Annotated in this window: 10 protein-coding genes and 1 pseudogene; 7 read left to right on the forward strand and 4 right to left on the reverse strand. The window is 39.0% G+C overall.

Features of this window, described 5'->3' with window-relative positions; all coding sequences use genetic code 11:
• Window positions 1-166: 166 nt before the first annotated feature.
• The gene (locus F8S12_RS19865) at window positions 167-535 is read left to right on the forward strand and encodes a hypothetical protein (RefSeq protein ID WP_196516678.1); all 369 of its coding nucleotides are present in this window, start codon (window positions 167-169) and stop codon (window positions 533-535) included.
• Window positions 536-576: 41 nt separating this feature from the next.
• Here the strand turns inward: F8S12_RS19865 and F8S12_RS19870 are convergent, their stop codons facing one another.
• Complete coding sequence (locus F8S12_RS19870) at window positions 577-1518, reverse strand: hypothetical protein (protein ID WP_196517817.1); 942 nt, start codon at window positions 1516-1518, stop codon at window positions 577-579.
• Between the two features lie 417 nt (window positions 1519-1935).
• Here F8S12_RS19870 and F8S12_RS19875 point away from each other — a divergent pair, with 417 nt between their 5' ends.
• From F8S12_RS19875 to F8S12_RS19890, 4 genes are all read left to right on the forward strand, one after another.
• Window positions 1936-2400 (forward strand): hypothetical protein, encoded by a 465-nt coding sequence (locus F8S12_RS19875; RefSeq protein ID WP_196517818.1) that lies wholly within the window; start codon window positions 1936-1938, stop codon window positions 2398-2400.
• A gap of 631 nt (window positions 2401-3031) precedes the next feature.
• Window positions 3032-4537: an FAD-dependent oxidoreductase gene (locus F8S12_RS19880; RefSeq protein WP_196517819.1), complete on the forward strand. Its 1506-nt coding sequence runs from the start codon at window positions 3032-3034 to the stop codon at window positions 4535-4537.
• Window positions 4538-4737: 200 nt separating this feature from the next.
• Window positions 4738-7251, forward strand: coding sequence for a two-partner secretion domain-containing protein (locus F8S12_RS19885; protein WP_196517820.1), 2514 nt, complete (start codon window positions 4738-4740; stop codon window positions 7249-7251).
• Window positions 7252-7463: 212 nt separating this feature from the next.
• Complete coding sequence (locus F8S12_RS19890; protein WP_230968130.1) at window positions 7464-9923, forward strand: CHAT domain-containing protein; 2460 nt, start codon at window positions 7464-7466, stop codon at window positions 9921-9923.
• Here F8S12_RS19890 and F8S12_RS19895 read toward each other — a convergent pair.
• The 3 genes and pseudogenes from F8S12_RS19895 to F8S12_RS42020 form a co-directional block, all read right to left on the reverse strand.
• On the reverse strand, window positions 9881-10918 hold the full coding sequence (locus F8S12_RS19895) for a tetratricopeptide repeat protein (RefSeq protein ID WP_196517821.1): 1038 nt from the start codon (window positions 10916-10918) through the stop codon (window positions 9881-9883). The two genes, F8S12_RS19890 and F8S12_RS19895, sit on opposite strands and share 43 nt — an antisense overlap.
• Window positions 10919-11045: 127 nt before the next feature.
• On the reverse strand, window positions 11046-12794 hold the full coding sequence (locus F8S12_RS19900; RefSeq protein WP_230968131.1) for a protein kinase family protein: 1749 nt from the start codon (window positions 12792-12794) through the stop codon (window positions 11046-11048).
• 45 nt (window positions 12795-12839) lie between these two features.
• A pseudogene (locus tag F8S12_RS42020) lies at window positions 12840-12914 on the reverse strand (4-Cys prefix domain-containing protein); the annotation flags it as partial.
• Between the two features lie 437 nt (window positions 12915-13351).
• Between F8S12_RS42020 and F8S12_RS19905 the strand changes: the two are divergent.
• Together F8S12_RS19905 and F8S12_RS19910 are read left to right on the forward strand one after the other, a co-directional pair.
• Window positions 13352-14830, forward strand: a complete 1479-nt coding sequence (locus F8S12_RS19905; protein ID WP_230968132.1) for an nSTAND1 domain-containing NTPase — start codon at window positions 13352-13354, stop codon at window positions 14828-14830.
• Window positions 14831-15600: 770 nt separating this feature from the next.
• On the forward strand, window positions 15601-16487 hold an 887-nt coding region (locus F8S12_RS19910; protein WP_196517824.1), incomplete at its 3' end, for a DUF3854 domain-containing protein.

Consider the following 16487-nt stretch of genomic DNA (forward strand, 5'->3'; position numbering starts at 1 on the left):
CTTGCAACTGCAAAATACTTGAAACCCTTGATTTATCGTTACAATAGTATTAGTAGTTAATAACCCCCAGAGGGTTAGTCTGAGCGCTAGTGAGCTTACTCGTCGTCAGGAGATTCCTTATCTTCTTCGTCATCCTTGTCAAAATTTGTATTGCTGAGGGGGACTTATGGGTGAATCGAAACGCCGAAAGGCAATATTAGGCAATCACTATGGTTTGCCTAATATTTTCAATGAAGTCCAATCAATGTGGACACAGATTAATTTCTCGATCAAGCGAGTAAAAGATTCTGATAATGGATGTTTACTTGTTCAGTGTTCCAACAACGACCGAGGATTCCATCAAGACACTATTGCCCAACTTCAAAAAGAAATAGAAAATTGGAAATGTGATTTGGATATTCCTATCTTGATCCAAGTTCTCCCAAGGGGAGTTAAAAATTCAGAAACTAAACTTTTTGATGGGTTCGTTACCCTTTGGTGCAATTGTCCTGAATTTGAATTGTGGCGAGAAATATTTGAAACTAAACGAGTTTAGTGAACTTTGTTGCATTAAATTATTGTTTCCTAGCTGCACCATCATTTCTGTTGCCTCCACTCGATTTTGTAATCCCGTTCCACAGCCGCCAGCAGCTTTGCCTGCAAGGATGACAGATACGGTTTAGCTTGTTTCCCCAAACCCTGCAACAGCCAATCTACAGAAGAGTCACGGCTGGCCACTTGATGCAACTGCTGTAACCTCACACATAGCTGCTGCATGAATCTACAATCTTCATCAAGCAATTCCAGCAACTTCAGGTGTTCGATTTTTACGGTGTAGTCCCCATCCCATGTCTGGAGTGTACAGCTGTATTCACCAACATGAGTTACCACTCCCCAATAACCCGCTTTACCCCTTAAGTCTGGGTCATCTTTAGGCAGAAGAATGCATATTTCACCAATATGGTAAGGATTGGGTACTTTCGTCCTTTCACGTATCCTATCGACAACATCTTTCACTATGCGACCAGAGGGAATCTTATTGCCAGCTTGCTCTACTGCCTGTTGCCATACATCTGCTTGTACAGAAGGTTCCAACTCGGCTTTCGCCAAAAACCGCAATTGTCGTTCATTGGTCGGCATTGGAATTTGCCGACCAATGGTCGGCAAAAACTTTTGGAGATTCTCATAAACCACAGTGGCCGAAATCTTCAAGTACGCCGCGTCACGACTATAATTGAAGCGTTCGCGGCAGTATTCTTCAAAAGTACGGTGCGTGGAACGGTACAATCTGCGATCGCGCAACTCCATCAGCGCCTGACCTGCTTCTAAAAATGCACGTTCCACACGGCGTTCCAAGTGCAAGCGTAAGCTTTGTTCTTCCTCGCTCAACTCTGTAACTTCAACAGCAGTGACCGTAATCGTTACTGAAGCTGGATTTTCGTGCGAAGAAGGATCTTTTGTTGCAGAGTCGCTTGCTGGCTTTAGTTCGCCAGATACCGCAGGGATAACTTTCTTGCGTTTGGATGGGGGTTTGTTCATTGCCGCACCTCCAGGCTGACAGCAGTCGAACAAATATTGAGTTGTGTCATCAGGGAATATAGAGTTTTTATTTATGTCCCTAACAATACTTTGGATGGGGTTTTTCGTTGCTTTTTATATTTTGCAGTCTTAAGGCACTACCAAATATAAAACTCATTAAAAAATCTCATAGAGCAATTATAAAAAAAACACCACACCAGAGCCACCACAACAACAAAATACTGTTTAGGCGTATTATAGAAAATACCCTCTTCAACACACGGGTAAAACAACGGCTAATGCTTGATTATTTGACAGCGAGTATTACATTTTGGATGATTTTGTTTGGAGTACAAGAGTCGTTGTTAGAATTTCGCCTGGGTTATCTCGGTCGTTACTGGTTTCTTGCCATTAGTGCTAGCTTACTCCTGAGCTATTTTGCTCTCTGCCCCGATTACTATCACGCTAATCATTAAATTTGCAGTAGATCCGTTCACTTTTCCAGGTAATGTTATTCTTTGTGCGATCGCGGCTCTAATCTTTAGTGTGATTCTTAGTCTGGCGCAATGGCTGATACTCCGCCAATCCGAGATGACACCAAGAGTCTTTGCTCTGATCAATACAGTTATTGGAATTCTCGTCTACTTCCTACTGGTGTGGCTCAATGAGGGTAGTTTGGAGTGGAGCGGTAATGCCATTCAAGGCTGGAAAACTGTCCTCGTCTTTTTAGCTGGTGGTGCGATTACCGGAGCAGGCACTGGTAAAGCCTTGGATTTTTACTGTGAGCGAGTAGAACAGCGATTAATTCAGCTTGAAAGAGACAGGGTAGCAAGAGAAACTAGAGAGAGAACGGATATAAACAGAAAGAATAGAAAGAGAAAAGCAAGAAAAAGAAAAGCTTGAAATGGAAATTCTAGGAAGAAAAAGGATCTCAAGAGAAATCGCTTTGGAGGAAGAAAAAAAGTGGTATGAAGAACACGGTGACGATGATTTCGATTATGAGGATGAAGAATAATATCTGAGCTTCGTGTTATCATTTATACAAAATACTAAAATCTTAGAGGTTGTCTGAAAAGTCCTCAAGCGTGTGTTTCATTACCCTGGCTACCGAGAAACTGCTACGAGAGAATCGGAGTTTTGGGATTTGAGATCGCGCCCCTAAGTCGCACTCGAGGCTCAAGCTAACCCTTTTCAAACAACCTCTTAAATACATTTTCTACTCAATCAGAGCATATATTTAATATGGCTATCAAATACCCTCTTTTACTTGCACTGTTATCCCTCTCTATTTTCTGTGTTGGTACGGCTTCCGTCTCTACACTCTATTCACCAATACCAACACCATTAGCACTTATAAAGGGCAACCAAAAGTCCCATCAATCATCTGAGTTTTTCTCTCAACGATTTTACAAAAATTTTTATTTCCTAGAATAAAAAGCTCTGTAATGTGGTATTAATATGCTAATACACTGATACACTGTTTGAAGTTCCCTGTCAGATTTAGTCTGGTGTTTACTCGGCTTTCTTTTGCTTTATGGAAAAAATATATGATGTTGTAATTGTTGGTGCTGGCCCCGTTGGATTAGCAACTGCTATTGGCTTACGCAAGCATGGTATAGAAAATGTTCTTGTCATCGACCAAACTCGTACCTTTCGTCAGGTTGGTCATAGGTTGGATCTTCTCCCAAATGGATTAAAAGCTCTCAAATGTTTAGATTCTAACGCTTACGAAGAGGTCAGGAAAACTAGTGTTAGGCTCTTTAATCCTCAACAATCTAATAACGAGAAAACTGTTAAAACCAATCAGGAACAAAAACCTCCAAAGACTTCTCCTAGATGGGTTTACAAAAATTTACAGGGGCAGCTAATTCGGTCAATATCTCTTGGGTTCGACGACTGGTTTAAAGATTATGGGGAAGGTCGAGTGTCAGTTCCTTGGTATGATTTGCAGACAACCTTAAGACATTTACTACCTCAGGAGCAGGTTCAAGCTAATCACCGTTGTATCGATGTTGTGGATGAACCAGAAAATGTGTGTGTCCGAATAGATTGCGTATCTAATAGAACCATAGAAACCAACCCCTATGCTTATTGGACAAACGAAGATAAACATAATGATACACAGTTCGAGAGTTCAAATACTGTCCCCAAACAATTAAAAACAAAATCGCTTCGAGCTAAATTAATTATTGCAGCAGACGGGATTAACTCTACAATTCGTAAAGTTCTTTACAAAGATAGTCCATATTGTGATTTTGCACAGCCTAAATATTCAGGATTTGCAGCAATATCTTGTATGGAAACAGCTGAGATACCAAGTGAACTGTGGACAGAATTACAAGATAAATTTTTTCAAGACTCATCAATTGTAACACTTAGTAATGATCAAGTATTTAGTGATCAACCTTGGATAGAAAAACCAAGGTTGATGTTATTTCGCAAACAAAGCAGTCAAGTTGGATATATCATAACTCTGGCTTTGCCTTTGGATTCATTACAGGGTAAGTCTGGAAGTTCTTTGATTAATTTAGCTGTACAGGAGTTAGAAAAGGGGGGCTTTCCTCACATACTCAAGCAATTAGTGCGTAGCTCTCCCCCTACTAATATGCAGCAGCGCCCATATTACATTCACCGCGCTACCATTTCAGATCCTATCCAAATTCCTAGCAAAATTGACATTAATACTGAAGAGTACCCTGTCAAATTTCAACCATCCTGGAGTAGCGGGCGAGTTGTATTGGTTGGTGATGCAGCGCATGGAATGCCTCCGTTCACAGCTCAAGGAGCTAATCAAGGACTTGAAGATGCACTAGCTATTGCAACGATTATTGCTAACATCGCTCTCGAAAATAACTGGGATGATAAGCAAGCTATAGCCACAGCCTTTGAGAAATATGAGCATCTTCGTCGCCCATTTGTGACATATGTCCAAAAGGCAACATTGACAGGTTTTCCTCACTCATCAAATGAAAAGTGGCAAGAATATCACCAACAGGTATATTGCCGTAATTTTGACCAAGTAGTAGAAGCGTTGTTGTGAAAGCCTCTGTGAACAAGGCATAGTTAGGACGCAGATTAATTTTTTTCTCACCTGGTATCATCTCTACCACTTGAAATAATTTTTCTGAGTTAATTGGACTTGATAATTTTCTTAATACAAATAATAGCCAGACTTTGTTCTATGATTAGCAAATGCATTTTATTCATTCATTAATCACAAATATAAAAGAGGGGCGTTCAGTGAAACAGCGTGCTACACAATTCTGGAGTATTGAAGGTAGCATCCTCTTTTTTTTGCTAGCCTCCCCATCAGTTACAGCACAAGTTCTACCAGATAAAACGTTACCCGTTAGTTCTATTGTTACATTACAGGATAATACCAGAGTCATTGATGGAGGCACTATCAAGGATAGCAACTTGTTTCATAGTTTTGAACAGTTTTCTATTCCTACAAGCAGCACGGTTTTATTTAACAACGCTCAAAATATTCAGAATATTTTTGGACGTGTAACAGGCTCATCAGTTTCCAACATAGACGGGTTGCTCAAAGCTAACGGCATAGCCAACTTATTTTTAATCAATCCCAATGGGATTATCTTTGGAAAAAATGCACGATTAGATATTGGTGGCTCGTTTTTTGCAAGTACTGCCAGTGCTGTCAAATTTGCTGATGAGTTTGAGTTTAGTGCTACAAATCCTCAAGCGACACCCTTGTTGACTGTTAGTGCTCCTGTTGGCTTACAACTTGGGAGCAATTCAGGTGCAATTCGGGTACAGGGTACAGGTCAAGGTCTAACTGCTCCAAGTACACTGCGTTCACCAATTATTAGGGGTAGTACCTTAACTGGTCTCTCGGTACAACCAGGTAAAACATTAGGTTTATTAGGTGGTAATGTCACTTTAGAGGGTGCCACTTTAAGAGCAGAGAGAGGAAGGATTGAACTGAGCAGTGTTGACTCTGGTATGATCAGCCTTATTCCAATTGTTCAAGGGTGGACTTTAGGATACGAAGAGGTATCTTCTTATAAGGACATTCATCTGTCTCAACAAACCTTAGTAGATACCAGCGGGAATAATAGTGGCTCTATTGCTATACAGGGTAAGCTTATCTCATTAAGCGATGGCTCCATAATTTTAGTTCAAAACCAAGGTTCACAACCTTCGGGCGGTATTAGTGTCAATGCTTCTGAATTACTGAAATTGAGCGGAATCTCTCCAGATGGAAGATTTCCTAGCATCTTGCGGACTGAATCTACAGCTTCTGGAAGTGCAGGAAATATAGACATCTCCACTAAGTCGATGGTTATTCAGCAGGGAGCAGGCATAAGCAGTAGATCTTATAGTTCTGCCAAGGGAGGTAGCATTAATATCAATGCCTCTGATTCTATAGAATTGCTTGGTTTTTCACCCTCTAATCCTTTTATTACCAGCAACATCACTACTAGTACCTTAACTTCTGGCAAGGCAGGAGATATCACAGTGTCAACAGGGCGGTTGATAGCTGAAGATGGCGGAGTGATTATATCTCTAACTCGTGGAATCGGCGCAGGAGGTTCGGTGATTGTAAATGCAACTAATTCTGTAGAATTATTTAACTCTGTGGAATTGATTAATTCAGATAGAGAGTATGTTCCTAGCTATTTAGCTGCTTCAACTTTTAGTGCAGGAGATGCTGGCAATCTAATAATAAATACATCAAAAATGGTAGTGGGAGATATGGCAACAGTTAATACTTCCACTATAGGCTCTGGCTCTGCTGGAAGTATTATTATCAACGCTTCCGATTTAGAAATACGTAATAGGGTAAGTTCGTCTGCGATTTTACCAGATTCAGACACCCAAAAACTATTCGGAGTTCCTCCAGTACCAAGTGGCTCCCCTGGAGACGTAAATATCAATACTGGAAATTTACGTATAACAGATGGTGGACAAGTTAGCGTTACGAATGAGGGAACAAGTACTGATGCTGGAAGGCTTACAATTAATGCTCGGTCAATCACTTTAGATAATAAAAGCTCTATCAACGCCTTCACAGCATCGGGCGAAGGCGGCGACATCTTCCTGAACTCCTCGCTCTTGAGTCTACGCAATAGCACTATCAACGCGACAGCCGGTACCAACGGCAACGGCGGCAACATCACCATCAACACAGACATCCTGACAGCCTCGAACAACAGTGCCATCACAGCGAATGCATTCCTTGGGCGTGGGGGCAATATCCGCATTGATACAAAAGGATTGTTTGTTTCCCCCGACACACAGATTACAGCCAGTTCTGAACGAGGTATTAACGGCATAGTGGAGATCAATGTTCAAGATAGAAATCCAAGCCAAACTAAAGTGCAACCACAAGCGATCGCACAAACCCCAGAAGTAGTGTCTGTATGCCAGGATCATTCTGGTGGAGTAGCGAGTACATTTGTGAATACTGGTGCTGGGGGACTGGCAGGGGATTCTGAGAAGCAACTTTATAGCAGTCCTGGCTGGCAGAGAGATTTTGTTCAGGTTCCGGCTAGTGATAATTCAACAGTCAATGAAGAACCTACAAGGGTTGTAGAGGCTCAAGGGTGGATACGGAATTCCAACGGAGATGTGGTCTTGACAGCAGAAGCTAATCCAGTGAGTCCTTACGCTGATGTATCTGCTTCTACGTGTCATGCAGAACTTAACTTGAAGAAGAATCCAGAAGTCAAAATACATTCGGCAGAATCAATTAATGGGGATTCTAACCCGTCACTAATTGTAGACCACTAAATAGGAAAGCGCAGCGTCTCTGAAAGAGAAGATTTAGTGTGGTATTTCACCACTTATTCATCCACTAGCCACACTCAGGTAAATTCACCAATTCTGGCTGCTGACCCCTAATTCTATTTAGATAACAGAAGTATCAACACAAACACCTGCTCGTTAACATGATTCGATTTTATTATTGGTTGAAATATTTTTTGTTAGGAGTCAATATAAGTTTGTTAGTAATTTCAAGCCAACCATCTCTAACACTTGCTCAGAGGAAAAACGAAGTACAACAGAATCAGGCAGAGCTATTGACTAAAAAAGGTCATGAGCAATTAAATCAAGGCCAAGCAACAAAAGCTTATGATACATGGAAGCAAGCAGCTAAACTTTATCGTCAACGACACGATTCTGAAGGCGTTAGTGGCACCTTGATCAACCAAAATCTAGCTTTACAAGCTTTAGGTTTATATCCTCGTGCCTGCAAGACAGTTTTAGAAGTTTTGAAGATGGACAAGTGGATCTGTGATTCATCCTTAAACCAATCAAATGAATTGACAACAGAAAAACTTAAAGCAGCAATTCATCAGGTAGATCCAATACCAGTAAACTTGTTAGGATTGCATAATTTAGGAGACGATTTGCGTTTAATTGGCAAGCTAAATGAATCTGTTGTAGTTTTGCAGCAAACACTATCACTTGTTCAAAAGGTAATGCCAGAAAAGGATACTAGTAATATCAAGCTTTCGTTAGTTCTTAGTAAGCAGTATATTTATGAGACCGTGCGAGATAAATACTACTCGATAGAAGAACCAGTTTTTAAAAAAGAAACTGTTATTTTTATTCAAAAACAAGCACTAAAATTACTCAATAATTACCAGTCATTGATTGATATCCAACCCACACCAATACTAATCAAACTACAGGCGCAACTATACCGTTTGAGCTTACTATTAGACTTTGAAAAGTGGTTAATAGCAGAATCAAATTCAGGCAATGGACAGTTAGCTGCGATTAAAACTCAAATAGGTCAACAGATTAAACCTTCAATAGAGCTAATACTGAAAAATTCTTCCGCATTCTCTGATTTACCTGCTAGCCAATCTATTTATACTAAGCTAAACTTTGCCAATAGTCTCAATCAAATTCCAGACGAACGATTACATTCGGTAGCCGTCCAATATGCAGAATCAGCTTTGCAAACGGCTAAAAGCACTAATGAACAGAGGCTCATATCTTATGCTTTCGGCACACTGGGTAAACTAGAAAAACAAACACAGCGTTCGCTCAATTATCTTGAAGAAGCTATGGCTTTGGCTCAATCAATTCAGGCATGGGATATCGCATACCAGTGGCAGCACGAATTGGGTTTAGAGTACTACAAACAAGGGAAATATGACAAAGCCGAGAAAGCTTACAATGCTGCAATTAATAACCTGACCCAAGTTCGTGATAATCTCTTAGCAAGCAACGCAGATTTACAGTTTTCATTCTATGAGAAAGTAGAGCCTGTTTATCGTGAGTATATGCGATTATTGCTCTCATCTCCCAACCCCAATCTAGAGTTAGTGATTCAAACAAATGAGCAACTGCAAATAGCAGAACTAGAGAATTTTTTGAAATGCGGAAAACTAGATTTTGTAGCTTTAAATGAGCTTCAGGGCTTGCCTATCACAACCGCAATAATTCATATTATTGATTTAGGCGACAGTATAGAAATAATTGCCCAATCCTCTAATCACTCTCTTATTCGTAAGTCTGTTGACGCTAAGTTAATCAGAAGTCATGTTAATAATATATTAGATGCTGTGCAGTCTTCCAGATTTTTTTCTAGTACTAACAAGGAAATTATTTTATATTATCAAAAACTTTATGATCTACTGATTAAACCTATTCAAGCATATTTACCTTCATCAGGGACGCTTGTATTTGCTTTAGATAGATCATTTCAGAGTTTACCAATGGATTTACTTTATAATGGAAAAAACTATTTAATAGAAGAATACAGTATTGTAGAAACTTTCGGCTCTAAAATCCGACCACCTAAATCTTTATATCAAAATAAATTTACAGCTTTAATAGCTGGACTCAGCAAAGAAAGCCCCAGTTTCAATGACAAGAACGCTCCAAAAGGGTTGAAAGCGCTACGGGAAGTGGCAGTAGAAGTAGCCCAGATTAAGAAAGAGACAGATTCCTCAACTGTACTTTTAAACGAAAACTTTACTAGCCTACAGTTCAAACAAGAACTAACTAAAAATGATTTTTCAATTGTTCACATCAGCACTCATGGACAATTTAGTTCTAACTCTGATAAAACTGTATTTTTAGCTTATGACAAAGTAATAAACGTATTAGAATTTGATAGTTTACTAAAACAAAAGACTCAATTTAATGAAAATACAATCGAATTATTAGTTTTAAGTGCTTGTCAGACAGCTAAAGGTAATAAGCGTTCAACCTTGGGAATGGCTGGAGTGGCAGCACGAGCAGGCGCACAAAGTGTAATCGCTAGCTTATGGCTGGTAGATGAGGATTCTACTGCCATACTCATGCAAGAATTCTACAAGGATTTGAAAAATGGTTTGACTAAAGCAGAGGCACTGCGTCAGGCAAAATTAAGTTTATTATCCAATCCTAAATACGTTCATCCTTACTTTTGGTCAGGCTTTGTGCTAGTTGGCGGATGGTTATAAAATTCTACTATTTTTAAACCTTCTTGTACACGAGCTAGTTCATCTAAGTTATTAGTGTTTTTTGCCAGTTGTGCTGCTTTTTTGTATTCACGGAGCGCCTCCTTTGGTAGCCATGCCTCTAAATACCGATCTGCTAATAATCGGTAGACAGTCGGGTTTTGACTCCCTGCTGCCACTCTTATTTTCAATGACTCAATCGTTTCATTTAAAAGATTTCTTGCCATAAACACAGCATCTAAATCCCATATCGCAGCTTCATCTGGAGGTAAGTTTAATTCTGTAATCTGCTTTACCCTTTCTGCAAAAGCATCTTGTTCTTCTTGTCTCAAAACACTAACTACTAACGTTTCAGAGGAACTAATGGGAGTATCGCCTACATTAGCAAGTACGGTAAATTTATAAGTATTAAAAAATTGCAATTCTTTTTGTTCTTTTGGATAGGGTAATGCAGTAATAGTTTTATCTACTGTCTTCTCCCAGTAAAACTCATAACCGCTAACAACTACTGTGTAACTAGTAGCTTGAGGTATAGCATACCAAGAAATTACAGGTCTGGTACTTAACATTGAACTGCCATAGGGACTAATTAGCATTGGTACATTTGTTGGGCCTTTAATGCCGTCACATTCAGTTGGGTTCAATCCCGTACATAGCCTTACTCTGTCATGTGGTAGCCTACATTTATCTTCAACATCGAAAATGCTACTTTGTTTAAAATCTAGAAATTCTCCGTTCAAGTAACATAAAGTATTAACTGTTCGTCCATTCATTGGAGTAATGCGATCTCCTGAGCACAATAAGCTATTTACTCGCCAACGAAGATCGCTCACGCTAGTAACTCGACCAATAACCTTACACCTACGTTTTGCTTCTGGCTTTACCTGACCCCACGCATTACTCCAACCTAGAAGAAGTATCGTTGATGCAACTACTAAAATTTGGGAGATGTAGACTTTTCTCCCAATTTTGTTCTTTTGTCTGGGTATACTTAGCATCAAAAGTTTTATATAGCTATATGCAAGTTAATAGCATACAAGAATTAAAGAGATAAAAAAAGGTGTTTAGACTTGTAAATTTGAATAATATTTTGTTACTATTGAAACGCTATTAAATTCAAGAAGCTTAATCTTCAATTAAATTAGGAGCTTTTTGTCTAATTCTTTCTATTATTTCGGCTCGCCAGATGAAAACCTCTGGTTCTCTAGATTCAGTTAGCAAACAGGCTTCCCAGGAAAGCCAAGAGTTATCAAAATCACCTAAAATTCCCTGCACTTTTGCCAGCAAACAGTGGGTAGATGTTCTTTGGATATCTAATTCTTTCGCTTTCTCTAAATATCGCTTCGCCTCGCTATATTTCTTCTGCTCAAATTTTGCCCAACCTAAATTTTTATACAAAACTGCTTGCCATCTGGGATTTATAGTTTTTTGTATTCCTTCTTGGGCAAGAGAAATTGCTGTATTATAATCACCTTGTAGAATTTTTACTCTAGATAAATTATTGATAGCAATTATCGCTTGTCTATTAATATTTATGGCTAACTGGTATTGTTGCTCCGCTAAATCATATTTCATTCGTTCATCGTAGTAAGTTCCCAATCCATAATGCCCTTCCCAATTATCAGAGGTTAACTTAAAAGCCTTTTCATAACTATCTATTACACACTCAGAATCTTGTAATTGTTTACACACAATACCTAAATTATTATATGATTCTACATTTGTGTCATTATATTTAATTGCTAATTCATAGTATCTTTTAGCTAATTCTAGACTCTTCGTACTACGAAGTCCTTTTTCAAAATAAAATTTAGAAATTGTGTATCTGGCTTGAGGATTAATTTTTATAGCTGAGTCAAAAAACTCTTGTGCGGTCTGAAAATTATTTGCTGCCTCAGCCTTCTCCCCTTGAGACAGTAAATATTTAGCTCTTAATGGTAATAATACTTTGAAAGTCACAAATACTATCAAAATCATAAATCCAATTGCTGCGCTAACTCTGAACGTTTTAGACCTCGTTAATCTATAAATTTTACTTTGCTGAGGGAGTTTTTTTAGCCGTTGCAAAATTATTTCAGTAGTCTGCGGACGTTGCCCTGGAAGGAAAGCCATTAATTCATCAAGAAAATCAGCAAAGGGTTTATCAATCTGCCGTGCTTTATCTCTCCAAATTAGGTTTCCTGTTTTTTTATCTATTGGCAGATCCATCAGTTGAATACTAGTAACAAGATTTACAAAAGTCCTACCTAAAGCAAAAAAATCTGACTGTGGGACTGCTTTGCCATAAACTTGCTCTAGTGGAGTGTAATAATGAGAAACTACAGTTGTAATTTCATAACTTCCTACTCTTGTATCAGTTCCTCCACTGGAACTAACTTTAGCTAAATACGTATCAGTTATTCGTCGTGCAGTTCCAAAATCAACTAATGCTAGTTCCCCATTTGGTTGAAGAATTATGTTTGCAGGTTTAATATCTCTATGAAAAAATTCTGTATGATGTACTACGTCAAGAATCTCAACTAACTGTCTTAGCCATTCTAATGCTAAAGATTGTGAAATTGGCTCATTAGATTTTATCCATTCTTCCAAGTTTTGTCCCTCAAATTTATCCATTACTAAGCACCGAAGCGTCAAGGGACTCTTGTTGGGAACAAAAGTGAAGAAGTCATCTAAGGTATTACTCTCAGGAATATTCGGATGTTGGATTAATTGTAAGGCGAGGGATTCTCGCTCAATTAACTGAACGAATTTAGGCGAACTCCACTTTACAACTTTTAGAACTCGCCGTTTCCGCACAGGATTCCACTTTGTCCCCCTATCATCTACTTCAAAAATTTCATTGTATGTGAATGGATTTTCAGTCAGTTCTCTCAATGGTTTGAGTAGGCGAATCCGATTGTTAATCAGTAGTGAAGTACCACAAGAAAGGCATATTTCAGCGGTGTCAGGATTTTGACGGTGATTACAGAGGGGATTTATGCAGTAACATGACATATAAGAAAAAATTATGTAGAGGTAGTTAACAATTTATTCCTACGTACTTTGTAATCTAAACATAACTTATCCCAAATCTAATTTTTCTTATCCCACAGCTTGTAGCAAGCATTAATCAAGCATACTAAGTAGTATTTTATCGAGTATTTCTATTGTGAATAATGTATAATTAGTAACTCTTTTTTAGGAAAAAGATTATCAAACAGTGTTAATTTAACAAAAAAAACACTAAAACTTTAAGTAACATCATCAGATATTTATATGTTACTTTAATAAAAACAAGCAGTTATAAAGAAAAAAACCTAGTAATATTGAGTGTGATATAAAGTATTCTCCTGCAATAAACACTAATCTATGAAACATTTTCTACGAAACTCTATTGCACCCAAAGGATAATTATAGTTATGAGTTTAAGTGATGGACAGAGCCTGGAGCTTATGAATTCTTCTCTTTCCTCCGTTATCACAACAGAACAAGAGCTTTCAGAACCAAATTTTTCTCCAACAGTAACTTTTGAAGAGGCTTTAGTCATAGTAAATAACTTACTGTTTGCTCAGAAAGATAGATACTTGTCTGAAGCTGAGATCACTGTTATGAGGGGGGCGTGGGATAATCGGGATTTTGTTGAGATAGCAGAAAACTCGCCTCACACCCTCAATTACTTACAACGGCGTTTAGCTCCTCAATTATGGCATCTACTCTCCGAAGTAATTGGAGATGGCGAACAGGTTTTCAAAAGGAAACTCCGGCCTATTTTAGAGCAAGTTACCAAAAAGTATTATGCTCAACATACGTCAAATGCAGAACAAACATCCCCTATCAAAAACTTTGTACCAATCATTAGAGGTCAACTTCCTGACGTATCTAGTTTTTATGGGCGAATACAGGAACTGTCTCAGTTAAAAGAGTTAATAATTAAGCAGCGTTGTATATCACTAATAGGAGCGCCGGGAATTGGCAAAAGTTCATTAGCTGCAAAGTTGCTAACAGAACTTAATGTAGAGCCTAAACCCATATTTGATTGCTTAATTTGGAAATCAGTTACCCATGCACCACGAGTCCAGGATTTAGTAACCGAGCTGATAGAACTAATCCAGCCTTTAGAGCCATCCTTGGATTTGCCTGAGTATACTCAGGCAATGGTTACAGCATTAATTAAGCAGTTGCAGTCACGCAGATGCTTAATAGTATTAGATGGATTTGAGGCTTTATTTCGAGCAAGTAATTTAGAGCAACGGCTAGAATATAGAATATTTTTTCGTCGCTTATTGGAAGAGCAGCATCAAAGCTGCTTGGTATTAACTTGTCGAAATTTGCCTGATGAATTCAATCTTCTGATAAGAACTAAAAGCCCCATTAACTGCTTTAAGATTCAAGGTTTAGATGCAGATGCTGCAATGCAGCTTTTGGCTGCCCAAGGACTAACAGATGAGGAAAAATGCAGGGACTTAATCAATACTTATCGCGGCAATCCTTTAGAACTAGAGACAATAATCGAGCGAATTCACCACTTTTTTGCTGGTAGTGCTGAAGTATTTTTTAAATACAAAACTACTTTTATTAGCAATGAGTTTCAAGCAATGCTCGATGAAGTATTTGGTGAAGTGCTGAGTCTAGTACAACGGCAAATTATGATTTATATAGCAGAGGAAATAGCTTCAGATGTAAAGTCTATTAGCTTCACTAAGTTATTAAGTGAAATCAATCATAAGCAAAGAACATCTATTTCAACTTCAGAGATAGTTAAGGCATTAGAAAAACTTGAAACACTGTCATTAATTGAAAGTGTTAAAGATCCAGTTACTAAAGAAATTAGTTTTACTCTTCAGCCAGTAATTAAAAAGTATATCTTAACTGATCCGCAAGGATTAGTATGTGTATCCCATGCCTTACCAAATTTAGCGGTTGCATCTTAAGCAAAAGCTTTTCATACGTATTACAGGGTAATCACACCCTACACAGAGGTGATACTAACCCTCGATTACCCTTAAAGCAATCCTTAGTAAATATGGAGGTCACAAGTAAAAATAAAAACGATGCTAGATACCACAAGTTCTGTAATATCAAAATGAACAACAAATGGAGGGAAATATACAATACAAAAAATTTAAAGGACAAATGCCACTAAGGAGTAGGCGTTTTGTCCCAGACTTAAAAACAGAATAACCTCAGAGCGGGGTTATCTCACGAAAACCAAGGAAGTGGGACTTAAAGTTTGGCGACTTAATCCACTGACTGGTCTGACGAGATTGAATCCGCTGCTTCTCGTATTATACGAGAAGCCACACGAAACGCACCAGTTTCGTGTGGTAATTTTAGCTGTCGAAATTCCAAAGATTTAGTAAAGTTAAATTTGATTAAGTAAAAACCCGAATTTCGTAGCAAAAATCTGTAGCAGCGCGAATAACCCCCTCTGAAGCTTGTAAACCGAGTTATCAGGGGAAAATATCGTGATAAATAGCAAACCCAAAAGCGCGCTAGTAGAGCGCATAGGGTGTGATAGTGCAGCTTTGGCACGGCAACTTTGTGCTGTAGCGTCGGGGTCTGATTACTGGCAATTGCCGAGAGCAAGCAAAAAACTAGCTCGCGCGGTAAGATTACTCTCTCCAAAAGCAGATTTCTTACGCTCAAACGTTACTTTACGAGGAAACACACCTCTCTCTTTGCAGTTCCAAGGGGAGAGCAGATGAAATTACGCCCAATTGAATACCCCAACAACCTCAAGGCTGCCGAATACCACGAGTTAACAGTTGGTAGTGCCATTCATCCAGCGCTGGTCGAGAGCAACTTCTTCCATATTGAGGGAGAAACAATTTACGACTACTTGTTCATCTCCAACAAAATTCCTCGCAAAAATGCCGGTCGAGTTACGGATGCATACATAAGGCAATATCAGCATCTATTATTGGGTGGCACATGGATTCAATCTCTTGACCCGTTCAAAAACTGGGAACCAATGGAGTGGGGACGGATTAAGCCCAACTTCCCTCGCATTGATTGGGAGAAAGGTAAGCCAGTTAAGTACGAGTCACCACCCAAAACCCCCAACCGCGTCACGTACTTCGACGTGGCTAACTGTATTTGGGACAAAGTAGCAAAACGCTATTTGATTAAGCGCTATCATTCAGTTTTGGCGCTACGCTTGCTGGATCAACTCAATCCATTAATATTTTGGGAGTGGGTGAAACAGCACCCAGAGATTCCCATTATCTTATGCGAAGGCGAAAAAAAGGCAGCTTGCTTGCTGAGTCTGGGGTTTGTAGCGATCGCACTCCCTGGAATTTGGAACGGGCGCGTGGGCAAATTGGATTTTGATGAACGGTTGCACCCAGACTTAGTAGCTTTAGCACAAGCGGGGCGCAAGTTCATAATTCTTTTCGATTACGAAACCAAAGCTAACACCCGTTGGTCAGTTTTTCAAGCAACAATGCGGACTGGCAGAGCAATTGAGGCACAAGGGTGTGTTTGTGAAGTGGCATTGTTGCCAGGGCCAGAAAAGGGTGTTGATGATTTCGTAGTTAGTCGCGGTGAAGATGCTGATACTTTATTAACTGCGATCGCTGATGATGCCAA

The sequence above is a fragment of the Nostoc sp. WHI genome, assembly GCF_015714725.1.
GTDB lineage: Bacteria > Cyanobacteriota > Cyanobacteriia > Cyanobacteriales > Nostocaceae > Nostoc.

Bases quoted from the DNA above. Each gene is read 5' to 3' on its own strand.
- F8S12_RS19865 (WP_196516678.1), top strand. From the start codon at position 167: ATGGGTGAATCGAAACGCCGAAAGGCAATATTAGGCAATCACTATGGT.
- F8S12_RS19870 (WP_196517817.1), bottom strand. From the start codon at position 1,518: ATGAACAAACCCCCATCCAAACGCAAGAAAGTTATCCCTGCGGTATCT.
- F8S12_RS19880 (WP_196517819.1), top strand. From the start codon at position 3,032: ATGGAAAAAATATATGATGTTGTAATTGTTGGTGCTGGCCCCGTTGGA.
- F8S12_RS19895 (WP_196517821.1), bottom strand. From the start codon at position 10,918: ATGCTAAGTATACCCAGACAAAAGAACAAAATTGGGAGAAAAGTCTAC.
- F8S12_RS19905 (WP_230968132.1), top strand. From the start codon at position 13,352: ATGAATTCTTCTCTTTCCTCCGTTATCACAACAGAACAAGAGCTTTCA.